Origin of the sequence: Pantoea brenneri, from assembly GCF_038594305.1 — a bacterium.
In the GTDB taxonomy this organism is placed as follows: Bacteria; Pseudomonadota; Gammaproteobacteria; order Enterobacterales; family Enterobacteriaceae; genus Pantoea; species Pantoea brenneri.
In genome coordinates this window covers 436,140-461,607 of record NZ_JBCGBG010000001.1, presented here as the reverse complement: position 1 = coordinate 461,607, position 25,468 = coordinate 436,140, and the positions used below count along the sequence as shown (strand labels likewise).

The 25,468-nt window shown below is 56.8% G+C and carries 22 protein-coding genes; 10 read left to right on the top strand and 12 right to left on the bottom strand.

Annotation, left to right across the window (positions count from 1 at the left end):
• The first annotated feature begins 175 nt into the window (after window positions 1-175).
• The 6 genes from metG to sanA all read left to right on the top strand — a co-directional run bounded on the left by metG (window position 176) and on the right by sanA (window position 7,347).
• Window positions 176-2,209 (top strand): methionine--tRNA ligase, encoded by a 2,034-nt coding sequence (metG, locus tag AABB92_RS02055; protein ID WP_031377137.1) that lies wholly within the window; start codon window positions 176-178, stop codon window positions 2,207-2,209.
• 228 nt (window positions 2,210-2,437) lie between these two features.
• Window positions 2,438-2,830 (top strand): CidA/LrgA family protein, encoded by a 393-nt coding sequence (locus AABB92_RS02050; protein ID WP_031377136.1) that lies wholly within the window; start codon window positions 2,438-2,440, stop codon window positions 2,828-2,830.
• Window positions 2,823-3,515: a CidB/LrgB family autolysis modulator gene (locus AABB92_RS02045; protein WP_031377135.1), complete on the top strand. Its 693-nt coding sequence runs from the start codon at window positions 2,823-2,825 to the stop codon at window positions 3,513-3,515. Before AABB92_RS02050 ends, AABB92_RS02045 begins: the two co-directional genes overlap by 8 nt.
• A gap of 120 nt (window positions 3,516-3,635) precedes the next feature.
• The gene (cdd, locus tag AABB92_RS02040; protein WP_031377134.1) at window positions 3,636-4,526 is read left to right on the top strand and encodes a cytidine deaminase; all 891 of its coding nucleotides are present in this window, start codon (window positions 3,636-3,638) and stop codon (window positions 4,524-4,526) included.
• Window positions 4,527-4,795: 269 nt separating this feature from the next.
• On the top strand, window positions 4,796-6,493 hold the full coding sequence (locus tag AABB92_RS02035; RefSeq protein ID WP_031377133.1) for an NAD-dependent malic enzyme: 1,698 nt from the start codon (window positions 4,796-4,798) through the stop codon (window positions 6,491-6,493).
• Window positions 6,494-6,627: 134 nt separating this feature from the next.
• Window positions 6,628-7,347 (top strand): outer membrane permeability protein SanA, encoded by a 720-nt coding sequence (gene sanA / locus AABB92_RS02030; protein ID WP_031377132.1) that lies wholly within the window; start codon window positions 6,628-6,630, stop codon window positions 7,345-7,347.
• Window positions 7,348-7,646: 299 nt separating this feature from the next.
• On the opposite strand, the gene mglC is transcribed toward sanA, so the two are convergent.
• From mglC to AABB92_RS01995, 7 genes are all read right to left on the bottom strand, one after another.
• Window positions 7,647-8,657, bottom strand: a complete 1,011-nt coding sequence (gene mglC, locus AABB92_RS02025; RefSeq protein ID WP_031377131.1) for a galactose/methyl galactoside ABC transporter permease MglC — start codon at window positions 8,655-8,657, stop codon at window positions 7,647-7,649.
• A 19-nt stretch (window positions 8,658-8,676) separates the two neighbouring features.
• Complete coding sequence (gene mglA / locus AABB92_RS02020; protein ID WP_046288201.1) at window positions 8,677-10,197, bottom strand: galactose/methyl galactoside ABC transporter ATP-binding protein MglA; 1,521 nt, start codon at window positions 10,195-10,197, stop codon at window positions 8,677-8,679.
• A 68-nt stretch (window positions 10,198-10,265) separates the two neighbouring features.
• Window positions 10,266-11,261 carry a galactose/glucose ABC transporter substrate-binding protein MglB gene (mglB, locus tag AABB92_RS02015; protein ID WP_031377130.1) on the bottom strand — a complete coding sequence of 332 codons (996 nt, stop codon included), beginning with the start codon at window positions 11,259-11,261 and terminating at the stop codon, window positions 10,266-10,268.
• A 320-nt stretch (window positions 11,262-11,581) separates the two neighbouring features.
• On the bottom strand, window positions 11,582-12,622 hold the full coding sequence (gene galS, locus AABB92_RS02010; RefSeq protein WP_046288200.1) for an HTH-type transcriptional regulator GalS: 1,041 nt from the start codon (window positions 12,620-12,622) through the stop codon (window positions 11,582-11,584).
• Between the two features lie 147 nt (window positions 12,623-12,769).
• Window positions 12,770-13,930, bottom strand: coding sequence for a DUF418 domain-containing protein YeiB (gene yeiB, locus AABB92_RS02005; RefSeq protein WP_031377129.1), 1,161 nt, complete (start codon window positions 13,928-13,930; stop codon window positions 12,770-12,772).
• A gap of 50 nt (window positions 13,931-13,980) precedes the next feature.
• Window positions 13,981-14,646 (bottom strand): GTP cyclohydrolase I FolE, encoded by a 666-nt coding sequence (folE, locus tag AABB92_RS02000; protein ID WP_031377128.1) that lies wholly within the window; start codon window positions 14,644-14,646, stop codon window positions 13,981-13,983.
• 125 nt (window positions 14,647-14,771) lie between these two features.
• Window positions 14,772-15,899, bottom strand: a complete 1,128-nt coding sequence (locus AABB92_RS01995) for a YbfB/YjiJ family MFS transporter (protein ID WP_031377127.1) — start codon at window positions 15,897-15,899, stop codon at window positions 14,772-14,774.
• A 117-nt stretch (window positions 15,900-16,016) separates the two neighbouring features.
• On the opposite strand from AABB92_RS01995, the gene ptrR reads away from it, so the two are divergent.
• The 3 genes from ptrR to fghA all read left to right on the top strand — a co-directional run bounded on the left by ptrR (window position 16,017) and on the right by fghA (window position 19,136).
• Entirely contained in the window at window positions 16,017-16,928 is a 912-nt protein-coding gene (gene ptrR, locus AABB92_RS01990) for a putrescine utilization regulator PtrR (protein WP_031377126.1), read from the top strand.
• 225 nt (window positions 16,929-17,153) lie between these two features.
• Window positions 17,154-18,278: an S-(hydroxymethyl)glutathione dehydrogenase/class III alcohol dehydrogenase gene (locus tag AABB92_RS01985; RefSeq protein ID WP_031377125.1), complete on the top strand. Its 1,125-nt coding sequence runs from the start codon at window positions 17,154-17,156 to the stop codon at window positions 18,276-18,278.
• A 12-nt stretch (window positions 18,279-18,290) separates the two neighbouring features.
• The gene (fghA, locus tag AABB92_RS01980) at window positions 18,291-19,136 is read left to right on the top strand and encodes an S-formylglutathione hydrolase (RefSeq protein ID WP_031377124.1); all 846 of its coding nucleotides are present in this window, start codon (window positions 18,291-18,293) and stop codon (window positions 19,134-19,136) included.
• A 73-nt stretch (window positions 19,137-19,209) separates the two neighbouring features.
• Here fghA and AABB92_RS01975 read toward each other — a convergent pair whose 3' ends face one another.
• The 5 genes from AABB92_RS01975 to AABB92_RS01955 all read right to left on the bottom strand — a co-directional run bounded on the left by AABB92_RS01975 (window position 19,210) and on the right by AABB92_RS01955 (window position 24,264).
• Window positions 19,210-19,998: an ABC transporter ATP-binding protein gene (locus AABB92_RS01975; protein ID WP_031377123.1), complete on the bottom strand. Its 789-nt coding sequence runs from the start codon at window positions 19,996-19,998 to the stop codon at window positions 19,210-19,212.
• Complete coding sequence (locus AABB92_RS01970) at window positions 19,998-21,074, bottom strand: FecCD family ABC transporter permease (protein WP_031377122.1); 1,077 nt, start codon at window positions 21,072-21,074, stop codon at window positions 19,998-20,000. The genes AABB92_RS01975 and AABB92_RS01970 overlap by 1 nt, the downstream gene beginning before the upstream one ends.
• 355 nt (window positions 21,075-21,429) lie before the next feature.
• The gene (locus tag AABB92_RS01965; RefSeq protein ID WP_031377121.1) at window positions 21,430-22,896 is read right to left on the bottom strand and encodes an amino acid permease; all 1,467 of its coding nucleotides are present in this window, start codon (window positions 22,894-22,896) and stop codon (window positions 21,430-21,432) included.
• A 117-nt stretch (window positions 22,897-23,013) separates the two neighbouring features.
• Entirely contained in the window at window positions 23,014-23,880 is an 867-nt protein-coding gene (yieE, locus tag AABB92_RS01960; protein ID WP_031377120.1) for a DNA-binding transcriptional regulator YeiE, read from the bottom strand.
• A gap of 18 nt (window positions 23,881-23,898) precedes the next feature.
• Window positions 23,899-24,264: a YkvA family protein gene (locus tag AABB92_RS01955; protein ID WP_031377119.1), complete on the bottom strand. Its 366-nt coding sequence runs from the start codon at window positions 24,262-24,264 to the stop codon at window positions 23,899-23,901.
• A 106-nt stretch (window positions 24,265-24,370) separates the two neighbouring features.
• Here AABB92_RS01955 and AABB92_RS01950 point away from each other — a divergent pair, with 106 nt between their 5' ends.
• The gene (locus AABB92_RS01950; RefSeq protein ID WP_031377118.1) at window positions 24,371-25,426 is read left to right on the top strand and encodes a YeiH family protein; all 1,056 of its coding nucleotides are present in this window, start codon (window positions 24,371-24,373) and stop codon (window positions 25,424-25,426) included.
• The last annotated feature ends 42 nt before the right edge of the window (window positions 25,427-25,468 follow it).

Sequence of the window (25,468 nt, the reverse complement as noted above, 5' to 3'; positions counted from 1 at the left end):
CCCACTCCTTTTTTATGCTGTTCTTACGCTGTGCTTCAGCGATGTATTTTCAATGATATCAGATGGCCACTGTTTCGCGGCGACTGCCGGTGGCGAATCCCTTGTGTTTACGCCAGCGGAGCCTTCGGTTACCATCTAAGCCCGTTTTTTCAATCAACAGAAAGCTACGCAAACTATGACTCAAGTCGCTAAAAAAATTCTGGTAACCTGCGCGCTGCCTTACGCGAACGGATCAATCCATCTCGGCCATATGCTCGAGCATATCCAGGCAGACATTTGGGTGCGTTACCAGCGAATGCGTGGCAATCAGGTTTACTTCATCTGCGCTGATGACGCGCACGGCACGCCGATTATGCTGAAAGCACAGCAGCTGGGCATTGCGCCAGAGCAGATGATTGCTGAAATGAAACAAGAGCATGAAGCCGATTTTGCCGGTTTCAACGTCAGCTATGACAACTATCACTCGACCCACGGTGATGAGAACCGCCAGCTGTCGGCGCTGATTTACGGTCGCCTGAAAGAGAACGGTTTTATTAAGAACCGCACCATTTCTCAGCTTTACGATCCGGAAAAAGGGATGTTCCTGCCGGACCGTTTTGTTAAAGGCACCTGCCCGAAATGTAAGTCTGCCGATCAGTACGGTGATAACTGTGAAGTCTGCGGCGCGACGTACAGCCCGACCGAACTGATTGATCCGAAGTCGGTGGTCTCCGGTGCGACGCCAGTGCTGCGCGACTCGGAACACTTCTTCTTTGATCTGCCATCGTTCAGCGCCATGCTGCAGGCCTGGACCCGTTCCGGTGCGTTGCAGGATCAGGTCGCTAACAAGATGCAGGAGTGGTTCGAATCAGGCCTGCAGCAGTGGGATATCTCACGTGACGCGCCCTATTTCGGTTTTGAAATCCCGGATGCGCCAGGCAAATATTTTTACGTCTGGCTGGATGCGCCTATTGGCTATATGGGCTCGTTCAAGAACCTGTGCGACAAGCGTGGCGATATCGACTTCGACGAATTCTGGCGTAAAGATTCCACCACCGAGCTGTATCACTTTATCGGTAAAGATATCGTCTACTTCCACAGCCTGTTCTGGCCGGCGATGCTGGAAGGCAGCGACTTCCGCAAACCGAACAACCTGTTTGTCCACGGTTATGTGACGGTCAATGGTGCCAAGATGTCGAAATCACGCGGCACCTTTATTAAAGCCAGCACCTGGCTGCAGCATCTGGACGCTGACAGCCTGCGTTACTATTACGCGGCAAAACTCTCTTCGCGCATCGACGACATCGACCTGAACCTGGAAGATTTCGTTCAGCGCGTCAACGCTGACATCGTCAATAAAGTGGTTAACCTGGCATCACGTAACGCCGGCTTTATCACCAAACGCTTTGACGGCAAGCTGGCGGCTGAACTGGCCGATCCGGCGCTCTATCAGACCTTTGTTGATGCGTCAGAGAAGATCGGTGAAGCCTGGGCGAGCCGCGAATACAGCCGCGCAATCCGTGAAATTATGGCGCTGGCCGACCTGGCAAACCGCTACGTTGATGAGCAGGCACCGTGGGTAGTCGCGAAGCAGGAAGGCCGTGACGCCGATCTGCAGGCAATCTGCTCAATGGGGATTAACCTGTTCCGCGTGCTGATGACCTGGCTGAAGCCGGTGCTGCCGTCGCTGAGCGCGCGCGCAGAAGGCTTCCTTAACTGCGAACTGAGCTGGGATGCGATTCCACAGCCGCTGCTGGATCATCAGGTTGCGCCGTTTAAAGCGCTCTACAGCCGGATTGAAATGGCGAAGGTCGAAGGCCTGATTGAGGCGTCGAAAGAGGATGCCGCAGCGGCCAGCGCCCCGGCGGTTAGCGGTCCGCTGGCGGATGCGCCGGTTGGTGACACCATCACCATCGACGATTTCGCCAAAGTCGATATGCGGGTAGCGCTGATTGAGCAGGCGGAGCTGGTCGATGGCTCAGACAAGCTGTTGCGTCTGCAACTCGACCTGGGTGGCGAGAAGCGTCAGATCTTCTCCGGCATTCGTGCGGCCTATCCCGATCCGTCCGTGCTGGTCGGCAAGATGACCATCATCGTTGCTAACCTGGCGCCGCGTAAAATGCGCTTTGGCATCTCCGAAGGGATGGTGCTGTCGGCGGGACCGGGCGGTAAAGATCTGTTTGTACTGTCGGTAGACAGCGGTGCGGTACCGGGCATGCCGGTTAAATAATCCCTCACGCTTCACTCCCCTTACGCCAGGTTGCCGGTGTAAGGGGAGATTCTGCTTTATCTCTGCGATTTCAGCCGTCACGTTTTCCCCCGCGCCGCTTCCCCCTGCTTTGCTGATATCCCGCTAAACCTGCTGATCCGGGCATCGGTCTGTCGGGCTTTTATGTGATCGCTAGCACGCTAAGCGGTTAATGCGTATGATGAACAACAGTGAAAACAGGAGCCTGTCATGCTCACCGTGCTGTCTGTCTGCGGGCGCTACCTTCGTGCCTTTATCATCATTTATCTCTGCTTATACAGTGGCAACGGCATCGCCTCGCTGCTGCCGATCACTATTCCTGGCAGTATTCTCGGGATGCTGATTCTGTTTGCCCTGCTGGCGTCGCAAATCCTGCCGGTCAACTGGGTGAAACCGGGCTGCCATCTGATCATCCGCTATATGGCGCTGCTGTTTGTGCCAATTAGCGTCGGCGTCATGAGCCATACCGATATTCTCAGCGCCCAGTTTGGTCCGATCGTCATCTCCTGCGTCGTCAGTACCTTTGTGGTGCTGGCGGTGGTCGGCGTCAGCGCCCACCAGTTGCACAGCCGTCGTCCGCTCCGGGAGCCAAACGATGAGTGATATCTGGTGGTCTCTGCCGCTGACCCTGGCGGCGTTCTTTCTGGCGCGCAAGCTGGCGCTGACCCTGAAAATCTCGCTGCTCAATCCACTGCTGGTGGCGATGGCGATTATCATCCCGATCCTGCTGCTGCTGCAGTTGCCCTACTCGCGCTACTTTGCCGGCAGTCAGATTCTTAACCAGCTGCTGCAACCGGCGGTGGTCGCCCTGGCGCTGCCGCTGTACGAGCAGATGCATCAGATTCGCGCCCGCTGGAAGTCGATCATTGGGGTCTGCTTTATCGGGAGCCTGACCGCCATGATATCGGGCACCGCTATCGCCCTATGGCTGGGCGCCACGCCGGAAATTGCCGCCACCATTATTCCCAAATCAGTCACCACGCCCATCGCAATGGCGGTCTCCGGATCGCTGCACGGCATCCCGGCGATCAGCGCCATCTGTGTACTGATCGCCGGCGTGCTGGGGGCGGTGTTTGGGCATATGCTGCTGAACCTGCTGGGCGTCAAATCGAAAGCGGCGCGCGGTCTGGCCATCGGTAACGCCTCCCATGCCCTCGGAACCGCCCGGGCGGCTGAAGTCGATTATCAGGAAGGGGCGTTCAGTTCACTGGCGCTGGTGATTTGCGGCATCATTACTTCTTTGCTGGCACCGTTTATTTTTCCGCTACTGCTGCACTGGTTTGGCTAAAACTTTGCGATAGATCTCGCAAAGTTGAAACATGCAACACAGGTTGCATTGTCAGAGCGACGGGGATCACATATAAACCGGTGACTGGCATATCGTCCTGCTGAATTTAATGAGGCTCTCATGCATTCACGTTTCCTCTCCGCCTTCGAGGCGTTGCCGTCAACTCTGCAAACCGCGCTGGCTCCGCTGCTGGACGCGCCTGACTTTCAGGCAGTGCTGCGCGCCGACCAGATCGCATCGCTGCAGCAACAGACTCAGATGGACGCCGATGCGCTGGCGCTGGCGCTGCTGCCGCTGGCAGCAGCCTGTGCGGTGGCCACGGTGTCGCACTTTAACGTCGGGGCGATCGCCCGCGGCACCAGTGGTAACTGGTACTTCGGCGCCAACATGGAATTTGTCGGCACCCCACTGCAACAGACGGTGCACGCTGAGCAGAGCGCGATTACCCACGCCTGGCTGCGCGGCGAACGCCGGCTGGAAACCATCACGGTTAACTACACCCCGTGCGGCCATTGCCGTCAGTTTATGAATGAACTCAACAGCGGTACCGGGATTCGTATTTCGCTGCCGCAGCGCGCCATCAGTACCCTGGCCGATTATCTGCCAGACTCCTTTGGCCCGCGCGATCTCGACATCACAACCCTGCTGATGGATGCGGTCGACCACGGTTACAGCGCTGAGGGAGATGCGCTGGTGCAGGCCGCCGTGGCCGCCGCCAATGCCAGCCACGCGCCGTACAGCCAGTCACACAGCGGCGTAGCGCTGGAAACCGAGTCCGGCACCATTGTGACCGGTCGCTATGCTGAGAATGCCGCGTTTAACCCCAGCTTTCCGCCGCTTCAGGCCGCGCTGGTGCTACTGAATATGCAGGGCGGGCACAGTGGTCAGATAAAAAGAGCGGTGCTGGCAGAAGTAGAAAATGCCACGCTCAGCCAGTTTGCCGCCACGCAGGCAACCTTACAGACTGTTGGTTGCAGTGAGCTGCTGTCGGTGAGATTGCACAAAGGATAACCCACTGTCAGAAAGGCCACAGTTTTGTGACCTTTTATGAACAAATGCTGTACTTCTGCGGGAAATTTCATAGGATCTGGCGCCAGAATTCACGTCATGACAAATTACTCTGAATAATTCGGGTTGCAGGATGGCAGCAAGTACGTGAATGATTCGCAGCGGAGACCTGCCGCTGCACTGCTCCTGCAGCCTGAGCTATAACGGGTAAGTAAACTGGCGCTACCTTTCCGGCGTGACGCCAGACAACACTGCAACCGGAGCATCACTGCATGGAACTCGACTACGAAAGTAAACGTCCGCTCTACATCCCTTACGCTGGCCCGATTTTGCTGGAATTCCCCCTCCTCAACAAAGGCAGTGCCTTTAGCATCGAAGAACGTAACGAATTTAATCTCAATGGTCTGCTGCCGGAAGCGGTAGAGTCGATTGAAGAACAGGCGCAGCGTGCCTGGCGTCAGTTCCAGGACTTCAAAAACAATAACGATAAGCACGTCTACCTGCGTAACATCCAGGACACCAACGAAACGCTGTTTTATCGCCTGCTGGACAACCATCTCGAAGAGATGATGCCGATCATTTACACCCCAACCGTCGGCGCCGCCTGTGAACACTTCTCTGAAATCTATCGCCGGGCACGCGGGGTGTTTATCTCTTACCCGAACCGCGACCGCATCGAAGATATGCTGCAGAACGCCACCAAACAGAACGTGAAGGTCATTGTCGTCACCGATGGCGAGCGCATCCTGGGTCTGGGTGACCAGGGCATCGGCGGCATGGGCATCCCGATCGGTAAGCTGTCGCTCTACACCGCCTGTGGCGGTATCAGTCCGGCTTATACCCTGCCGGTGGTGCTGGATGTCGGTACCAATAATCAGCAGCTGCTGAACGATCCGCTCTACATGGGCTGGCGTCATCCGCGTATTACCGGCGAAGAGTACGACGCTTTCGTTAATGACTTTATTCAGGCGGTTAAACGTCGCTGGCCGAAAGTGCTGTTGCAGTTCGAAGACTTCGCCCAGAAGAACGCCATGCCGTTGCTAAACCGCTACCGCGATGAAGTCTGCTGCTTTAACGACGACATTCAGGGTACCGCCGCGGTTACCGTGGGTACGCTGATCGCCGCCAGCCGCGCAGCCGGTAGCCGCCTGTGCGAACAGAAGGTGGTATTCCTCGGTGCCGGTTCCGCCGGCTGTGGCATCGCCGAACAGATTATTGCCCAGATGAAATCGGAAGGCCTGAGCGATGAAGAAGCGCGCAGCCGGGTGATGATGGTGGATCGCTTTGGTCTGCTGACCGACAAGCTGCCTAACCTGCTCGACTTCCAGAGCAGACTGGTGCAGAAGAGCGAAAACCTTCAGCACTGGGATGTCACCAGTGACGCGATTTCGCTGCTCGACGTGGTGCGCAACGCCCATCCGGATATTCTGATTGGGGTATCGGGTCAGCCAGGGCTGTTCACCGAAGAGATCATCCGCGAGATGCACAAACACTGCAAACGCCCGATTGTGATGCCGCTGTCGAACCCGACGTCACGCGTTGAAGCCACGCCAGCCGATATCATTGCCTGGACCGACGGTGCAGCGCTGGTGGCTACCGGCAGTCCGTTCTCGCCGGTCAGCTGGAACGGTAAAACCTACCCGATCGCCCAGTGCAACAACTCCTACATCTTTCCGGGAATTGGTCTGGGTGTTATCGCGTCAGGTGCCAGCCGCGTCACCGACACCATGCTGATGACCGCCAGCCGGGCGCTGGCCGACTGCTCGCCGCTGGTGAATGATGGTGAAGGTCCGGTACTGCCGGAAATCAAAGATATCCAGGGCGTGTCGAAAATCATCGCCATGGAAGTCGGCAAAGCGGCGCAGCTGGCGGGTGTCGCCGTCGTCACCTCCGAAGATGTGCTGTCGCAGGCGATTGCCAACAACTTCTGGCTGCCGCAATACCGTCATTATCGTCGTACCTCGATCTAATTGTGCGCTGCCGGACCGATTCTGGTCCGGCAATGCTCAAAAAGAGACCAGCCAACCGGCACTAACTTGCTTCGCTGCGGCGGCTCAAGTAGCCTTGTGCCATCTCAAATTTCTGACATCGAGTCTCCAGGCGCATGCTGAAACGCGTTTTCATTGGACTGCTTTTCATCATCCTGCTGATGGTGGCGACGGCGCTTGGCCTTGATCGCTGGATCAGTTGGAAAACTGCGCCCTTTATCTACGAGAATGTCTCTTCGCTGCCGCACCGCCAGGTGGGTGTGGTGCTGGGCACCGCTAAATATTATCGTACCGGGGTGATCAATCAGTATTACCTTTATCGGATGCAGGGCGCGCTCAACGCCTATAACAGCGGCAAAGTGAACTACCTGCTGCTGAGCGGTGACAATGCGCTGCAAAGCTACAACGAACCGATGACCATGCGTCGCGATTTAATCAAGGCAGGCGTCGATCCGGCGGATATTGTGCTGGACTATGCCGGTTTCCGGACGCTGGATTCGATTGTTCGCACCCGCAAAGTGTTCGATACCAACGACTTCATTATCATCACCCAACGCTTCCACTGTGAGCGGGCGCTGTTTATTGCCTTGCAGCTCGGCATTCAGGCGCAGTGCTATGCCGTGCCTTCGCCGAAAAACATGCTCAGCGTGCGTTTCCGTGAGGTCGGTGCGCGGCTGGGCGCGCTGGCTGACCTGTTCCTGCTGAAGCGAGAGCCACGCTTCCTTGGGCCGCTGGTGCCGATTCCGGCGGTGCGTGAAGTGCCGGAGGATGCACAAAGTTATCCGGCGGTCACGCCGGAACAGCTGCTGGAGCTGGAGCAGAAGCTGCGTAAATAGCTCACGCACTGCGGGCTTGTTTATGCTGTGCTGACACTTGTTACTCCAATGCTGTGGTCTGGTAGTCACGTGCCTGGCTCAGGGAGCAGTTTCAGGCGCTCAGAAAGTCGCTTCAGACGGCTGACAGACCTGAACTAATTTCTGATTTGCCCTTGTTCCCTGAGCAGTCCCGGTCTCACCGCTGAGCAGGCTTCAGGCAGCATACGCCTTGTGCAAAGACGCAACAACGCCAGCACTTTTTCCCATAAAAAAAGCGACCCGAAGGTCGCTTTGTTTTTTCTGACGTCATCGCCTGCGCATTATTTTTTGCGCGAGTATTTCAGCGAGTCGAGCGCCACGGCGAAGATGATGATGCCGCCTTTGATGATGTACTGCCAGTAAGGGTTGACGCCGATATAGGTCAGGCCGTAGTTGATTACGGTGAAGATCAGTACACCGGTCACCACGCCCGCCACGCTACCGACACCGCCGGCGAAGGAGACGCCGCCGACCACACAGGCAGCAATCGCATCCAGCTCATACATAAAGCCGAGGTTGTTGGTTGCCGAGCCGATACGACCCGCTTCCAGCATCCCGCCGAAGGCGTAGAACACACCAGACAGCGCATAGATCATGATCAGGTTCAGTGGCACGTTAACGCCGGACACTTTCGCCGCTTCCGGGTTACCACCGATAGCAAAAATGTTTTTACCGAAGCGGGTTTTGTTCCACAGCACCCAGACAAACACAATCGCAATCACCGCGTAGAAGGTGATGAAAGAGAGCTTGAAGTCACCGAAGCGTAAAAAGCCCTGAGCGAATTTCGAGAAACCGGTATCAAAACCGGCAATCGGTGATGCGCCAACGAAATCGTAATAGAGCGAGTTGATGCCGTAGACGATGATCATGGTGCCCAGAGTGGTGATAAATGGCGTCACCTTGAGGTAAGCAATGATCACGCCGTTCACCAGACCAATCACGCCGCCGATGATGCAGACGGTGAGGATCACCAGTGGAATTGGCACCGTATCCAGCGTCGGGAACACCTTGTTAGCGTTGTCCATCGCCTGCAGCAGCGTGGCCGCGACCACCGCTGCCAGACCGACCTGACGACCGGCCGACAGGTCAGTACCCTGGGTAACAATCAGCCCCGCCACACCCAGTGCAATAATAATGCGCACCGAAGATTGGGTCAGAATGTTACTCAGGTTCATTAAACTTAAAAATGAGGGGTCCTGGAAAATAATAATAGCCAGCAATACCAGCAGAACGACATAAATGCCGCCCTCTTTTAACCAGGTTAGCGCATTCTTTTTTGTAGTCGCTTTCATGTTAACAGCCCTTGCTTCATTAAAGGTGTAATGACGCTAAACGCAATATTTCGTTCTGCGTGGTGGTTTTGGTATCAACAATGCCGGCTACCAGACCATTACTCATCACCAGAATACGGTCGGTAATGCCTAACAGCTCCGGCATTTCGGAAGAGATAATAATGATGCCCTTTTCTCTTTTCGCCAGCTCAGCAATCAGCTGGTAAATTTCGAATTTTGCCCCGACGTCAATCCCGCGTGTCGGTTCATCAAGCATCAGGATTTCAGGCTGGGTCAATAACCAGCGACCAATAATCACTTTTTGCTGGTTACCACCCGAAAGCGAACCAATCTGCGTATGATGGCCTGGCGTTTTTACCCGCATTGAATCGATAACCCATTGGGTATCACTCTTCATGCGTTTATTATCCAGCAGCCCCATACTGTTTTTATATTTTTTAATATTGGAAATAAGCGAGTTAAAACCAATATCCAGAAAAGCATAAATCCCGGTCGAACGACGTTCTTCCGTTACCAGCGCAAAACCGTGGTTAATGGCTTCGTTGGCGCTGTGATTATTAATCGGTTTACCGTGCAGTTTAATGGTGCCGCCCGATTTTTCGCGAATGCCAAACAGCGTTTCGACGATATCGGTACGTTTGGCACCCACCAGCCCGGCAATGCCGAGAATCTCCCCTTTACGCAGATCAAACGAGATGTCGCGAATCGATGGCTGACGCAATGACGTCAGGTTACGCACCTCAAGAATGGTTTCACCCGGCACGTTGGTGCGGTCCGGAAAACGCTGGTTCAGTGAACGGCCGACCATCATCGAGATGATCTTGTCCATATCCAGCCCGTCCAGCGGCTGAGTAGTGATCCACTGTCCGTCACGCAGAATGGTAATTTCGTCACACAGCTGGAAAATCTCTTCCATCTTGTGCGAAATATACACAATGCCGCAGCCGCGATCTTTCAGTTTACGAATAATAGTGAACAGATGATTAACCTCTTTCTCGGTTAACGAGGAGGTTGGCTCATCCATAATCACAATTTTCGCATCATAAGAGAACGCTTTGGCAATTTCAATCATCTGCATTTGCGACACGGAAAGATGCGCCACTTTGTCGCGGGGATCGATATCAATATCCAGCTCGTCAAAGATCGCCTTGGTGTCGTTATACATTTTATCCTGATCGACAAAGAAGCCTTTACGGGGATAACGCCCCAGCCACATGTTGTCCATCACGGTACGCTGCAATACCAGGTTTAATTCCTGATGCACCATCGACACGCCATTTTCCAGCGCCTCTTTGGAGCTTTTATAATCGATCTCTTTACCCTGAAACAAAATACTGCCGGTATCTTTCTTATAAATACCAAACAGACATTTTAATAAAGTGGATTTACCGGCGCCGTTCTCGCCCATTAATGCATGAACAGAGTGAGGCCGCACTTTTAAATTCACATTATCTAACGCTTTAACGCCGGGAAATGATTTACTGACATTGGTCATTTCCAGCAGATATTCTCGCTGCGCGGTCGTATTATCACTGGCCATAATTTACCTGGCTAAAAAACGGTGGTGACGTAAAAAAGGCGCGACACTCGCCGCGCCCGTAATCGATATTATTTCTGGAACTGTGAGAGGTTTTCTTTATCAACCGGTACGTAAGGTACGCGGACGATTTTGTCGACCATCTTGAAGTTAGTACCTTCGGTGGCGGCTTTGCCGTCAGCCAGGTTTTTCGCCATATCCAGCGTCGCTTTCGCCTGGTTTTCCGCATCGTTCAGCACGGTACCGGCCAGTGCGCCCGATTTCACCAGCGCCAGCGCTTCTGGCAGTGCATCGACGCCGAACACCGGGATGGAGCTCATGTTGTGCGCTTTCAGCGCTTCAACCGCACCCATCGCCATCGCATCGTTGTTGGCAATGACCACTTCGATTTTTTTGGCGTTCGGGCCTGACAGCCAGGCATCCATCTTGTCTTTCGCCTGCGCGGTATCCCACATCGCTGTGTCCATCGCTAACTGCTGAGTTTTCAGGCCATCTTTGTTCAGGGTATCGATAACATATTTGGTACGCGCTTCAGCGTCCGGGTGGCCCGGCTCGCCTTTCAGCAGCACGAACTGAATCTGACCATCTTTGTTCAGATCCCAGGCTGGGGTCGCTTTCCAGTGCTTCTCAATCAGCTGACCCTGGATGATGCCGGACTCTTTAGAATCGGTACCGACATAATAGGCTTTGTCATAACCGGCCAGTACTTTGGCGTTCGGCTCTTTGTTGAAGAACACGACCGGCACATCATTTGCGCGCGCTTTGTCTACCACTACCGCTGCTGCAGCCGGGTCAACCAGGTTAATCGCCAGCGCTTTCACGCCTTTCGCCATCAGCACGTCGATCTGGTCGTTCTGTTTAGACTGGTCATTCTGCGAGTCATTCATCAGCAGCTGAACGCCACCGATGGTTTTCGCTTCTTTCTCGATGTCTTTGCGTACCATCGACATGAAGTTGTCATCATATTTATAAATGGTCACGCCGATACGGGTGTCAGCTGCGTGAGCGGTTGCACCAAACATCATGCTGGCAACCAGTGCTGTGAGCGTGAAAACCTTCTTATTCATGGTATCTCCGGTTTTTTTATGCAGGGTCTTTTTAGCTCTGCCGCGCTTCAGAGGCGGGAGAACAATCGGTAAAACTGATCGGCGACGCGGAATAGACACAACGTTACGCTAAGCCGCTGGACCGCCGTCCAAAATCTGACTTCCCTGTACGCAAACGCTTCCGTGAATATAAATATGTTGTGAACCATTTCATCCAGCGACTGAGACGGTGCCTGATGCGGTTAAGCGGGCGTTACATAATGTTTCAGTCCGGTAAGACGTTGCCATCATAGTGAGGGCAATGTTAATTAACTGTGAATGTAATCACAGATTGAAAACGGTTACATGGCTGAATCGCCTGAATTAGTGACGGACTCCACATTTTGCCGTTGCGCCACTGAATGACGGCGCACCAGCGTCGGCATAAAGATGTGCGTTGCGGTGTCATCCAGCAGCCCTGCCGCGCCCTGCAACGCCAGCTCTGTCGCCAGTTTTGCCATAGAAACAATGGGATAGCGAACGGTGGTCAGTTGTGGATCGGTGTAACGTGAAATCGGGATGTCATCAAAGCCAATGACAGAAAAATGCTGTGGAACCTGAATGCCGTTGTCTTTCAACGCAGTGAGTGCGCCCGCTGCCATGCCGTCGTTATAGGCAAACACCGCGCTCAGATTGAGGTTACGTCCCAGCAGTTCGACCATGGCGGCTTCACCGCCCTGCATATCTGGCTCGGCGCTGGCGATCCAGCTCTCCTGAGGCCGCATGCCCTGCTCCGCCATCGCCTGCAGCCAGCCTTCGCGGCGCTGGGCGACATCTTCAATCGGGTGGCTGGAACAGAGGTAGCCGATCCGGCTATGTCCCTGTTGTAACAGGGTTCTTGAAGCCATCAGCGCGCCGGTAACGTTGTCGAGGCTGACGCTGCGATGTTCAAAACCCGGTACTATACGGTTGATTACCACCATGCCCGGTACATGTTGCATAAACTCAGCCAGCTCCTGGTCTGAAAGCGTTTTCGCGTGCACCACCAGCGCACTGCAACGCTGGCGGATCAATACCTCAATCGCGTGGCGCTCTTTTTCTTCCTGATGCCAGGAGTTGCTGATTAACACATGCTTGTGCACGCGCTGCGCCACGGTATCGACCGCTTTGACCAGCGCGCCGAAGAAGGGATCGGAGACATCCATCACCACCACGCCGATGGTATCGCTGACCTGGGTGGCCAGCGCCTGGGCATTGGCGTTTGGACGATATCCTAGTGCATCAACGGCCTGTAACACGGCGTCACGGGTATCAGAGGTGACGGCGCTACTGTTATTGAGTACGCGCGAGACGGTCGCCACCGACACGCCAGCCTGACGGGCAACATCACGAATCGTTATCATGCAGCAGTTCCACAGAGGAAGAATAAGGCATCACGCCGGGTTGAACACCGGCGCTATTTTGTCAGGGGCGGGAGGCAGGCAGCGTGAATTGCGTCACATCAATGAAAACGGTTACATACAATTCTGCAACCTTTGTGATGGCGGTCATTATCTGGCGTTGTCAGTAACCGCTGGTTTACCGGCGGCCAGCAGCGTCAGGCGCCGCCATAGCCACTCCAGCGGACCCTGGGCGAAGTAATGTAACCAGATGAGTGAAAACAGAATGTTAATCAGCCATACCGCGGGTACCATCATCACCAGCTGCAGGCGAGTGAAGTGCATGAACAGCCCAAAGCGATAGAACAGCGTGGTACAGATCAGGGTCTGTAGCAGGTAATTGGTTAACGCCATGCGGCCAACGCACTGAATCGCATAGCTAATACGCCAGCGACTAATCCGCGACCAGTAACCGAGACAAAGCGCGGCATAGCCCAGGCTGATCAGCGGGCTGGCCAAATCGCGCGGGGTTTGCAGATAAAAGCCGGTCCAGCGAAACTCCCAATGTAACAGCCATTGCGCCGCGACCCCGGCCACCGCAATCGACAGCCCCATTGTCAGCAGCAGCGCTGCCGCCTGACGGTAATGCTGCGCTGAAAATTCGCCCGTCAGCCAGCCGCTGCGTAGCAGTGCGCCGCCAATCATCATCAGGCCGGCCAGCTGCCAGCCGTACTGCGCTGCCAGCGCCATCAGACCTGACGAGAGATGGTCGAGCCGGTTACTCACCGCTTCCCAGCCGCCGGTCAGTTTCCAGTATTGTTCATATTGCAGATCGGCCGCGCCCGGCAGCCAGGATCGGGTCGCCTGATGATCGGAAATCGATCCGAACACCAGCAATACGCCACAGCCCACCAGATAGAGCAGAATACCGGTGTTCATCAGGCTGCGGGTCGAAGGCACATCCCGCAACACCCGCCACACCACCAGGCCGATGATGCCGTAATCCAGCAGGATATCGCCTTCCCACAGCAACACGCCGTGCAGGAAACCGATAAATACCAGCAGCGTCAGGCGTGCCGTCAGCCAGCGACTGCCGCGCGGCAGCTGCATTTGCAGGCCCGCACCAAACAGCAGCGCAAATAGGGTCAGGAATTTGAGTTGAGCCAGCGCGTCAGAAACCGCCCATGTCCAGGCGTCGGACAGCGTGACGCTGCCCTGCCAGGCAGGATTCAGGTAGGCGGCTGACGGCAGACCGAAACCGACAATATTAAGCAGCAGGATGCCGAGAATGGCACATCCACGTATGAAATCCAGCGCAAGATAGCGTTGCATGCGGCACCCTGAATTGACGATGCGGGCCGCTAAGTGCGCCCGCCGTTGACTCAACTATGGCGTACCGCGCGCAGAAATTCCTGGCGGGTGTTTTGACTGGACTTGAACAGACCACCCAGCGAGGTGGTCGTGGTGGCGCTGGTGGCATCTTTGACGCCGCGCGCTTTTACGCAGTAGTGCACCGCGTCAATCGATACCGCGACGTTGTTGGTACCCAGCAGCGTTTGCAGCGCGACCAGTACCTGCTGCGTCAGACGCTCCTGCACCTGCGGGCGCTGGGCAAAGAACTGCACAATGCGGTTAATCTTCGACAGACCAATCACCGTATCTTTCGGGATGTAAGCGACGGTCGCTTTGCCGTCGATGATCACGAAGTGATGTTCACAGGTGCTGGTCAGGGTGATATCACGCACGGTCACCATCTCATCAACCTTCATTTTGTTTTCAATGACGGTGATTTTTGGGAAGTTGGCGTAGTCGAGACCGGAGAACACCTCATCAACGTACATTTTGGCAATGCGGTGCGGGGTTTCGATCAGGCTGTCATCCTGCAGATCGAGATTCAGCAGCTGCATAATTTCGGTCATGTGGCCTGCAATCAGGCTCTTACGCGTTTCGTCATCGAGGTCGCGCGTCGGTGCACGTAACGGCGTTTCCAGGCCACGCGCTAACAGCGCTTCATGGACCAGGGCAGCTTCCTGACTTAAGGTGCTCATCGTACTCTTCTCCGGCTGGTGTTGCGCCCGCCGGTTAATGCCTGCGGGCCCTGTTACTGAGCGCGTATTGTGAAACTTTCTTTGCGGGGAATCCAGCAATCAATCAGATTGGTGATCAACCCGCATCAGGCTGCACGTCGCCAGACCAGCAGACCGGCCCATACCAGACTGACTCCGGCTACCCACAACGCCGGTTCCAGCCGGTGCAGCAGCGCAGTGGACAGAAACGACAGCAGCGGGCCGACCAGCTGCCCGACCGCATAACCGGTGGTCAGTAAACCGGCCATGTAACGCAAATGCTGCGGCGCCAGTTCACGTGCATAGAGCAGCGACAGCTGCACCACGCTGAGAAAGCCACCACCGACCAGCAGCGCGCCGATCAACAAGCCACTGAAGCCCGGCAACAGCGCTGCCGCCAGTACGCCCAGCGCCTGCGCCCACAGCACCAGCGCCAGCCGTGCATGGCTGCTGCCCCAGCGCCGCGTCATAATGCCAATCACAATCCCGACCATCGCCGCTCCGCCGAATATCGGCCAGACGAACTGCGCGAATGCCCCATCAGGAAAGCGTGCCGCCGCCATCTGCGACAGAAAGGTGGCAGGCAAAATGTAGCCGAAGCCCGCCAGGCTGTAGCTCAGCACCAGCCGTTTCAGATTGCGGTTCAGCACCAGCGGTTCAGGTGCCTGATCCGGACGATGCAATTCGCCCCGACGCGGCAGATTACGGCTAATCAGCGCAATCAGCAGCAGCGCCAGCACGCCGTAAGCGGCCCATGCCAGCGACGCTGATACCTGGAAGCTGTGTAGTACCACTGCCAGTAGCCCGCTGACAAAAATACCGCAGCCGGGACCGGCAAACACCGCCGCCGATAAGCCGGCCCGGCCATGCCGGTGCAGCTGCTCATTGCTCCAGGCGGCCACCAGCACCATCGCCCAGCCGCTGGCCCAGCCAATCAGGAAGCGAATCGCCCCATGCAGCCAGGGACCGCTGACGCAGGCCGAGAGCAGCGTCAGGATCACCGCTCCCCAGACGCCAGCCAGTAACCGCAGTTCTACCCGGCGGTGTGCGCGCATCGCATCGAAGGAACCACACAGGTAACCGAGGTAGTTTAACGCCGCCACCAGGCTGGCACTGGTCAGCGTCAGCTGGTGCTCCTGAATCATCAGCGGTACCTGTGGCGTAAAGGCGAATCGCCCGATGCCCATCGCCACAAATAAGGTTAAAAATGTGCTAAGCGCGACGCGTACCGCCATTGCTGAACTCCTGTCGTGATGGCCTGGGATCTTTTCTGACTTGCTTACAGCATGCAGGATGTTTAAACTCACGGAAAGTGAATAATATTAACCAAGTTGTTTACGGGAAGAGAAGATATGGATTTAGTTCAGCTACGTATGTTCTGTTCCGTCGCCGAAAGCGGTTCGCTGGCGCGCGCGGCAGAACAGCTGCATCGCGTGCCCTCTAATCTGACCACGCGGCTGCGTCAACTGGAAGAAGAGTTAGGCGTTGATCTGTTTATTCGTGAGAAGCAACGCATTCGCCTGTCGCCAATGGGTCATAATTTCCTCAATTATGCGCAACGTATCCTGGCGCTGAGCGACGAAGCGATGAGCATGACCCGCACCGGCGAACCGGCCGGTAACTTCGCGCTCGGCTCCATGGAGAGCACTGCCGCCACGCGGCTGCCCGGCCTGCTGGCAGCCTATCACCAGCGGTTTCCGAAAGTGGCGCTGTCGCTGATCACCGGCACTTCTGGCGAGATTATCGATCGGGTGCGTGAAGGCACCTTAGCGGCAGCGCTGGTTGACGGTCCGGTTTCGCATGACGATCTCAACGGTTGTATCGCCTTTCGCGAGGAGATGGTGCTGATTACCGGTCTCGATCACGCGCCGATTAACAGCGCACGCGACGTGCAGGGTGACACGCTGTTTGCCTTTCGCAACAGCTGCTCCTATCGGGTGAAGCTGGAGACCTGGTATCGCGACAGCCAGACCGCGCCCGACAATGTGATGGAGATTCAGTCCTATCACGCCATGCTGGCCTGCGTGGCGGGCGGCGCGGGGGTAGCGATGATCCCGGCCTCGGTGCTGAAGCAGATGCCGGACCGCTCACGGGTGCAGGCGCACACGCTGCCGCCGGGCTACCGCGATACGGCAACCTGGCTGATGTGGCGACGCGACGCGTTCACCCCGAATGTTGAAGCCCTGAAGTACCTGATTATTGAACAATTTGACGATCGTCCGCTCAACGACGAGCTGATTCACCCCTTAGCGGCGGCGGAATAAGCGTTCCGCGCTATGTTTAAGAGCCTGGTGGGCCAGGCGTAATTGTTGCAGGCAGCCTGAACACGGACAGCGCGGAACAACCGGAGCGTACACGGAGTACGTGAGGATTGTGAGCACTGCCCGGGTTCAGACTGGCAAATAAGATAGCCTGGCTCACCAGGCTCTGAATCATCACCACCAACCGGACGCCCCTGCGCGTCACAATCTGACTGGAAGAGGGATTGCATGAATATGATCAAAACCCGTGCCGCTGTTGCCTGGGCTGCTGGCGAACCGCTGAAAATTGAAGAAGTGGATTTAATGCCGCCGCAGAAAGGTGAAGTGCTGGTACGTATCGTGGCGACCGGCGTTTGCCATACCGATGCCTATACCCTGTCCGGCACCGATCCTGAGGGCGTTTTCCCGGCGATCCTCGGCCATGAAGGTGGTGGCATCGTTGAAGCCGTCGGCGAAGGCGTCACCAGCGTCGAAGTCGGCGACCATGTGATTCCGCTCTACACGCCGGAGTGTGGCAAATGTAAATATTGCCTGTCTGGCAAAACCAACCTCTGCCAGGCGATTCGTACTACCCAGGGCAAAGGTCTGATGCCCGACGGCACCACCCGCTTCTATAAAGACGGTAAGCCGATTTTCCACTATATGGGCACCTCCACGTTCTCTGAATACACGGTGATCCCGGAAATTTCACTGGCGAAAATCAGCAAAGAAGCGCCGCTGGAAGAAGTCTGCCTGCTGGGCTGTGGCGTTACCACCGGCATGGGCGCGGTGATGAATACCGCCAAAGTGAAGGAAGGCGATACCGTGGCGATCTTCGGTCTCGGCGGCATTGGCCTGTCTGCGGTCATCGGTGCCAAAATGGCGAAAGCCGGTCGCATCATTGCCATCGACATCAACACCAGTAAGTTCGATCTGGCGCGCAAGCTGGGTGCCACCGATCTGATTAACCCAAAAGATTACGATAAGCCGATTCAGGAAGTGATCGTCGAGCTGACCGATGGCGGCGTCGATTATTCGTTTGAATGTATCGGTAACGTCAACGTGATGCGCTCCGCGCTGGAGTGTTGCCACAAGGGCTGGGGCGAATCCGTGATTATCGGCGTGGCCGGCGCGGGCGAAGAGATCTCGACCCGTCCTTTCCAGCTGGTGACCGGTCGCGTCTGGCGCGGTTCGGCGTTTGGCGGCGTTAAAGGCCGTTCACAGCTGCCCGGCATCGTGCAGGATTATCTCGACGGCAAGTTTGCGCTGAATGATTTCATCACCCACACCATGCCGCTGGAACAGATTAACGACGCCTTTGATTTGATGCACGAAGGAAAATCGATCCGCTCGGTAGTGCACTTTAACAAGTAATCAGGAGGCGTTATGGCATCCACTCTGGAGCTTCTGGAAGAACATCGCATTTTTGGCGGCTGGCAGCAGCGCTGGCGTCATCAGTCGGCGGTGCTGAACTGCCCGATGACGTTCAGCATCTATCTGCCGACCCCGCACGGCGATGCGCCACCGCCGGTGGTCTGGTTTCTGGCAGGGCTGACCTGCAATGATGAGAACTTCACCACCAAAGCCGGGGCGCAGCGGGTTGCCGCCGAACTGGGCCTGGTGCTGATCATGCCGGATACCAGCCCACGCGGCGATCGGGTGGCAAATGATGAGGGCTACGATCTCGGTCAGGGCGCGGGCTTTTATCTCAACGCCACACAGCAACCGTGGGCCAGCCATTTTCGCATGTTCGATTATCTGAGCAGTGAGCTGCCGACGCTGATCGCTGATAACTTCAAGGTCAGCGAGCGTCAGTCGATTATGGGTCATTCGATGGGTGGACATGGCGCGCTGATGCTGGCGCTGCGTCTGGGCGGCCGCTTTGCCTCGGCATCCGCCTTTGCGCCGATTGTGAATCCAATGGATGTGCCGTGGGGACAGAAAGCGTTTCAGGCTTATCTGGGCGACGATCGCGCCGCCTGGCGTGAATATGACAGCTGTCAGCTGATGGCGCAGGTCTCGCATCGGCTGCCGATGCTGATCGATCAGGGCGACAGCGATCAGTTCTTAGCCGATCAGCTGCAGCCGGAGCGGCTGGAGTCGGTGGCGCAGGAGACGGGCTTCCCGCTGACTCTGCGTATTCAGCCGGGTTACGATCACAGCTACTTCTTTATCGCCAGTTTTGTTGAAGATCACCTGCGCTTCCACGCGCAGCATCTGCTGGCCCGCTAATCTTCACCTCATCTTCCCGCGCCGGGAGGATGAGGTGCTTCTCCCTTGCTGCTGACCGCCCTCTCGCACCTGATTACACCAGCGCGTCGTGCACCAGTCCGTCGATCATCACCTGCGGCATTCCGCGACTACAGTGCTCAATCCGTCCTTCAACGCCATACACCTGAGCCAGCGTGGCCGGGGTAATCACCCGATCCGGCTGACCTTCGGCGACCAGGCTGCCCTGTTTCAGCATTAATGCATGCTGAGCGTGGCGCAGCGCGATATTGATGTCGTGCACCACCACTACCGTGACCATGTTGCGCAGTGCGGTTTCGCGCCGCACCAGATCCATCACGTGGAACTGGTAATTCAGATCGAGCGCGCTAAGCGGTTCATCCAGCAGCAGTAGCGAGGGGCGACGGATCAGTGACTGCGCCAGCCCGACCAGCTGCTTCTGCCCGCCCGACAGCTGATCGAGGTAGCGCATCGCCAGATGGGCAATCCCCAGCTGTTGCAGCAGATGCATCACTTCCGCTTCGCTGTTAGCGCTGTGCAGGCCACCGGAGGCGCGTTGCGCCACAATAATCGACTCCAGCACGTGCAGATGCACCCCGGCCGGCAGCGACTGCGGCAGATAGACCACATGCTTTGCCCGCTGTGCAAACGGCTGGGTCATCAGGTTTTCGCCGTTGAGCCACATTTCGCCACGGCCTTTATTCAGGCCGGCCAGCGCCCGCAGCAGGGTCGATTTGCCGCAGCCGTTTGGCCCGAGCAGCACGGTAATCTCACCGCGCGGCAGCGGCGCGATATTCAGGTTTTCAATCACCTTGTGCTTAGGATAACCGGCGCTAAAACCGCGTAAGGTCAGACCCTGTTGCATCAGACTGTCCCCCGATGACGCAAAATAATACTCAGGAAGAACGGCACGCCAATCAGCGAAGTGACAATGCCGACCGGAATGATCACGCCGGGGATCAGGTTCTTCGAGGCGACTGACGCCAGCGACAGCACCAGCGCCCCCACCAGCGCACTGGCCGGCAGATAAAAGCGGTGATCCTCACCGAACATCATACGGGCGATATGCGGTGCCACCAGGCCAATAAAGCCGATCGGGCCGACAAAGGCCACCGCCAGCGCAGAGAGAATACTGATGCGCAATAAGGTCGCCAGCCGCAGGCGGCGCACGTCAATGCCAAAGCTCACCGCGCGGTCTTCGCCTAAGCGCAGCGCCGTCAGCTTCCAGCTGCTCAGCAGCGAAAACGGCAGCAGGATGGCCAGCGCCACGGTCAGCACGCCCAGTTTCTCCCACGAGGCACGCGCCAGGCTGCCCATGGTCCAGAACACCAGACCCTGCAGCGTATCTTCGCTGGCGATAAACTGCATCATCGAGACCAGCGCATTAAAGGTGAATACCAGCGCGATACCGAACAGCACCACACCGGCTGACGACACCTGCGTCCAGCGGGTCACCGCATCCAGCATCAGGGCGGCAAACAGCGCAAACACGAAGGCGTTGGCGGAAATCAGCCACTGATCCGGGACGCCGGGAATGCCGATGCCGAGAATGATTGCCAGCGCGGCGCCAAAGGCTGCCGCAGACGAGACGCCAAGGGTAAACGGGCTGGCAAGCGGGTTATTCAGGATGGTCTGCATTTCTGCCCCTGCCAGGCCGAGTGACAGGCCGACCACGATCGCCATCAGCGCATACGGCAGACGAATGTCCCAGACGATAACCCGGGTTCCGGCATCGACGCTCTCCGGGCTAAGCAGGGTGTTCCACAGCGTTTGCAGTGACAGGCCCGCCGGACCGAGGGTGAAGTCGAGGATCAGAGAGGCGAGAATCGCCAGCAGCAGCACGCCAATCCACATCATGCGACGCCGAAGTACCTGATGATAGTTTTGCACGCTGTGTTCAGGCGATTCAGTGCCTGTCAGCAGCGAAGATTCTGTCGTCATGTTTAACCCTGTTGTGACTATCCGGTCAGAAAACGCAGCCACAATAGTGCAGGTGATAATAATTATCAATTCGTGAGCATAAGCGAGGCGTGAAAAAAGCAGAAAAAAGCGCGCTAACAGGCAGGATACTGACTCAGGGAAAATACGCCTTTCGCAAAGACGCCAAAGCGCCATCCGTGGCAGGCTCAGCGCGCGCGATTACGCACCTCATCCCTGAGGTGCGCCGGTAGCCGGGCCAATGCGTTGCGTTTTTGTCCCTGGCCCGCGCTGCTTTGCTACAGGCGTATGCTCCCGTCGCTTTACGTTTTACTGCGGTCATCCAAAACGACGGAAGGCACCACGCTTCAGCGCAGCATTAATCTTTATGGATCGGGAATTCCATTTCGCTGTACTTCACAAAACGGCTGCCGCGCGTCAGCTTGTAACCGAACCAGATAATCAGGAACAGCGGAATACCGATGTAGGTCGCCGCCACGCCGTACCAGTCGATGCGGTCATTGAGGAACGCCTGGTAGTTCTGACCGAGGGTAATGATCAGGCAGAGCACAAAGGCGAAGATCGGACCCAGCGGGAAGAAGCCGGAACGGTAAGGCAGCGCGTTCACGTCATGCCCTTGCGCCACATAGCCGCGACGGAAGCGGTAATGGCTGATGGCGATACCGAGCCAGGCGATAAAGCCGGTCATGCCCGAGGTGTTTAGCAGCCAGAGATACACTTCCTGGTTGCCAAATTTTGAGGTCAGGAAGCACAGCCCCGCCACCACGGTGGTGGCCCACAGTGCATTGCGCGGCACGCCGCCTTTTGACAGCCGGGCAAAAATCCGCGGCGCTTTGCCTTCGCTCGCCAGGTTGTAGAGCATGCGGGTGGAGGCATACATGCCGGAGTTACCGGCTGACAGCACCGCCGTCAGGATCACCGCATTCATCACCGCCGCCGCCGACAGCAGACCGGCATTACGGAACACCAGAGTGAACGGGCTGACGCTGATATCGTTGATATCATTGTGCAGCAGCTGCGGATCGGTATACGGCAGGATCAGGCTGATAATCAGGATGGCGAACACATAGAACAGCAGGATACGCCAGAAAATCTGCCGCACCGCCCGCGGGATGTTTTTGGCCGGATCTTCAGATTCGCCCGCCGCGATACCGATCAACTCGGTGCCCTGGAAGGAGAATCCGACAATCATCGCCACGCCAATCATCGCCGCAAAGCCGCCGGCAAACGGTGCGTCACCGACCTGCCAGTTCTGCCAGCCTGCGTGCTCTGCACCGCGCATGATGCCGGTGATCATCAGCACGCCCACCACGATAAAGATGATCACGGTCGCTACTTTGATCAGCGAGAACCAGTATTCCGCCTCGCCAAAGCCCTTCACCGAGATGTAGTTCATCAGGAACATCAGGCAGAGGAACAGCGCACTCCAGATCCAGCCAGGCGTGTCGGGGAACCAGTAGTTCATCACCAGTTGCGAGGCGACCAGGTCAACCGCAATGGTCACCGCCCAGTTGTACCAGTAGTTCCAGCCGAGCGCGAAACCAAAGCCCTCTTCAACGTACTTTGCGCCGTAGGTGGCGAACGAACCTGATACCGGCATAAATGCCGCCAGTTCACCGAGGCTGGTCATCAGAAAATAGACCATCAGTCCGATCAGGATATAGGAGAGCAGCGCGCCGCCAGGACCTGCCTGAGCAATGGTCGCGCCGGACGCGACAAACAGGCCGGTACCGATTGAACCGCCAATGGCGATCATCGTCAGATGACGCGCTTTTAACGCACGTCGTAACGCAGGTTGTTGTGTTGTATTTGAGTCATTATGCATGTGTAAACGCTACGCTGGGTAAAAATGAGGCGCGATTGTAGCAGCTAAGCCTGCGCTGTATAGCGAATGCCGCGCTGTTATAAGTTACGTTCATGATCGCGCCAGAATTATTAGTAATCACTCGCGACAATAGGATAAAAAACGTGTCAGTGCCTTCGAGATATGTTTTTGCCGGTGGTGAATGCGGTACAGAGTGCGGGTCAGACGCGGCAGCGGCAGCGCCAGTTCGACCAGCGTGCCGGCGTCCAGCAGATCGCTAATCACCCGTCGTGACAGGCAGCTGATGCCCATTCCGTGGCGCACCGCATGTTTGATCGCCTCGGAGTTGCCCAGCTCCATGCCCAGCTGAAAGGTCGGCAGATGCGACAGCAGCAGATAATCCACAATTTCACGGGTGCCGGATCCGCGTTCACGCAGGATCCACGGCGCTGCCGCCAGCGTTTCCAGCGTCACCGGCTGTTGCAGAATCGCCGCATCCGGTGCGGCAAACACCACCAGCTCATCCTCCAGCCACGGTTCGCTCACCAGTTCGGTCATGTGGCAGGGCCCTTCAATCAGCCCGACATCAACCCGGAAATCGGATACCGCATTGATCACATCCTGACTGTTGCCAACGCTCAGCTCCAGCGGCAAACCGGGAAAATCACGCCGGTAGGCCGCCATCATGCCGGGCAGCAGATAGTTGCCGATGGTGCTGCTGGCAAAGATGCGAATCGCCCCGTTGTCCTCTTTGAACAGCTGCTCAATTTCACCCGCCTGCTCCAGCAGACCCACCGCGCGCGGATAGAGCAATCGCCCATGCTCATTCAGCACCAGCCGCTTGCCTACCCGATCAAACAGCTGTACCCCGAGCTGGTTTTCCAGATCGGCCAGCGCGGCGCTGACCGCCGACTGCGATAGGGCCAGCAGTTGCGATGCCTGGGTGGTCGATCCGCTTTTTAACACTTCCGTGAACACTTCTATCTGCCGCAACGTAATGTGCATCGGCACTCCTTAAGTCATTTATTGCCTGATGAGATAGATCACCACCGCCAGCCAGATCAGCGCAATCAGCGCAATCCCGCCAGCAATCTTTTTGCCGCGCGAACGCTGGGTTTGCGCCCGCTGGCTGCTGCTGATACGCACCTCACTCGGCAGCAGGCGCAGCAGAATCATTACCCCGGAGGGAATAATCACCGCATCATCCAGTAATCCGACAAACGGGATCACATCCGGAATAAGATCGATCGGGCTGATGCCATAGGCAACCAGTCCCAGCATCGCCAGTTTGTTCCACCACGGGGTACGCGGATCGCGAAAGGCAAACCACAGCACCACCACGTCCCGTTTGATCAGCGTCGCCCATCGGCGCAGACGCGAAAATAGCATGATTGCCGCCTTATCGTTTATTCTGGTCAATTATAAATATATTATCAATTTCACTTTTAAGCCAGTCAGCGCCATGATCGGGTCTCAATCAGAGGGAGGGACCACTATGGCTGATCTGAGCATGACTAAAACCCACAATCCGATTCCGCGCTGGCTGCCTGGTTTGCTACTGACCGCGCTGATTGCCGCTGCGGCCAGCTGGCTGGCTGGCCAGCCGGCGATTGCCTCGTGGGGGCTGGGATCGCTGACGCTGGCAATTGTGCTGGGCATCATCATCGGCAACAGCGTCTACGCGCCGCTGGCCGCACGCTGTGACACCGGGGTGGTGCTGGCCAAGCAGAAACTGCTGCGGCTGGGGGTAATTCTGTTCGGCTTCCGCATTACGCTGCAACAGATTGCTGACGTCGGCGTCAGCGGTATCCTGATTGATGCGCTGACCCTGAGCAGCACCTTCTTTATTAGCTGCCTGCTGGGGATGCGCCTGCTGAAGCTGGATCGCGATACCGTCTGGCTGATTGGTGCCGGTAGCAGCATCTGTGGCGCGGCGGCGGTACTGGCGACCGAACCGGTGGTCAAAGCGGCACCGTCAAAAGTCGCGGTCGCCATCGCGACGGTAGTGCTGTTTGGTACCCTGGCGATTTTTAGCTATCCGCTGCTGTGGCTGCTGGTGCATACCCTGCTGCCTGGTGTTGATCAGGCGCAGTTCGGCGTATTTACCGGATCGACCATTCATGAAGTGGCTCAGGTGGTCGCGGCCGGACACAGTATCGGCCCGGATGCCGAGAACAGCGCGGTGATTGCCAAAATGCTGCGGGTGATGATGCTGGCCCCGTTCCTGCTGTGTCTCAGTGGCGTGCTGCGCCGCCAGAGCCCGGCGGCGACCGCATCGCGTCCGGTGACCTTCCCGTGGTTCGCGCTGCTGTTCATTGCCGTCGCGCTGTTTAACTCGCTGCACCTGCTCCCCGCTGGCCTGGTAGCGATGCTGAATCAACTGGCTGGCTTGCTGCTGGCGATGGCGATGGCTGCGCTGGGATTAACTACCCGTTTCAGCGCGTTACGTGAAGCGGGCGTGAAACCGCTGCTGCTGGGTGCCATGGTCGCTGTCTGGCTGATCGTCGGTGGCGGTGCCATCAATCTGCTGGTGCAACATTTCATGGGCTAACCGCATCGGGTATCATGCCTGCTCGTCAGTGCATAGCCCCTT

Bases quoted from the DNA above. Each gene is read 5' to 3' on its own strand.
- mglB (WP_031377130.1), bottom strand. From the start codon at position 11,261: ATGAATAAGAAGGTTTTCACGCTCACAGCACTGGTTGCCAGCATGATG.
- sanA (WP_031377132.1), top strand. From the start codon at position 6,628: ATGCTGAAACGCGTTTTCATTGGACTGCTTTTCATCATCCTGCTGATG.
- AABB92_RS02050 (WP_031377136.1), top strand. From the start codon at position 2,438: ATGCTCACCGTGCTGTCTGTCTGCGGGCGCTACCTTCGTGCCTTTATC.
- ptrR (WP_031377126.1), top strand. From the start codon at position 16,017: ATGGATTTAGTTCAGCTACGTATGTTCTGTTCCGTCGCCGAAAGCGGT.
- AABB92_RS02045 (WP_031377135.1), top strand. From the start codon at position 2,823: ATGAGTGATATCTGGTGGTCTCTGCCGCTGACCCTGGCGGCGTTCTTT.
- AABB92_RS01950 (WP_031377118.1), top strand. From the start codon at position 24,371: ATGGCTGATCTGAGCATGACTAAAACCCACAATCCGATTCCGCGCTGG.
- metG (WP_031377137.1), top strand. From the start codon at position 176: ATGACTCAAGTCGCTAAAAAAATTCTGGTAACCTGCGCGCTGCCTTAC.
- cdd (WP_031377134.1), top strand. From the start codon at position 3,636: ATGCATTCACGTTTCCTCTCCGCCTTCGAGGCGTTGCCGTCAACTCTG.
- fghA (WP_031377124.1), top strand. From the start codon at position 18,291: ATGGCATCCACTCTGGAGCTTCTGGAAGAACATCGCATTTTTGGCGGC.
- AABB92_RS01970 (WP_031377122.1), bottom strand. From the start codon at position 21,074: ATGACGACAGAATCTTCGCTGCTGACAGGCACTGAATCGCCTGAACAC.
- mglA (WP_046288201.1), bottom strand. From the start codon at position 10,197: ATGGCCAGTGATAATACGACCGCGCAGCGAGAATATCTGCTGGAAATG.
- mglC (WP_031377131.1), bottom strand. From the start codon at position 8,657: ATGAAAGCGACTACAAAAAAGAATGCGCTAACCTGGTTAAAAGAGGGC.
- yeiB (WP_031377129.1), bottom strand. From the start codon at position 13,930: ATGCAACGCTATCTTGCGCTGGATTTCATACGTGGATGTGCCATTCTC.
- AABB92_RS01995 (WP_031377127.1), bottom strand. From the start codon at position 15,899: ATGGCGGTACGCGTCGCGCTTAGCACATTTTTAACCTTATTTGTGGCG.
- folE (WP_031377128.1), bottom strand. From the start codon at position 14,646: ATGAGCACCTTAAGTCAGGAAGCTGCCCTGGTCCATGAAGCGCTGTTA.
- AABB92_RS01965 (WP_031377121.1), bottom strand. From the start codon at position 22,896: ATGCATAATGACTCAAATACAACACAACAACCTGCGTTACGACGTGCG.
- AABB92_RS01975 (WP_031377123.1), bottom strand. From the start codon at position 19,998: ATGCAACAGGGTCTGACCTTACGCGGTTTTAGCGCCGGTTATCCTAAG.
- AABB92_RS01985 (WP_031377125.1), top strand. From the start codon at position 17,154: ATGAATATGATCAAAACCCGTGCCGCTGTTGCCTGGGCTGCTGGCGAA.
- galS (WP_046288200.1), bottom strand. From the start codon at position 12,622: ATGATAACGATTCGTGATGTTGCCCGTCAGGCTGGCGTGTCGGTGGCG.
- AABB92_RS02035 (WP_031377133.1), top strand. From the start codon at position 4,796: ATGGAACTCGACTACGAAAGTAAACGTCCGCTCTACATCCCTTACGCT.
- AABB92_RS01955 (WP_031377119.1), bottom strand. From the start codon at position 24,264: ATGCTATTTTCGCGTCTGCGCCGATGGGCGACGCTGATCAAACGGGAC.
- yieE (WP_031377120.1), bottom strand. From the start codon at position 23,880: ATGCACATTACGTTGCGGCAGATAGAAGTGTTCACGGAAGTGTTAAAA.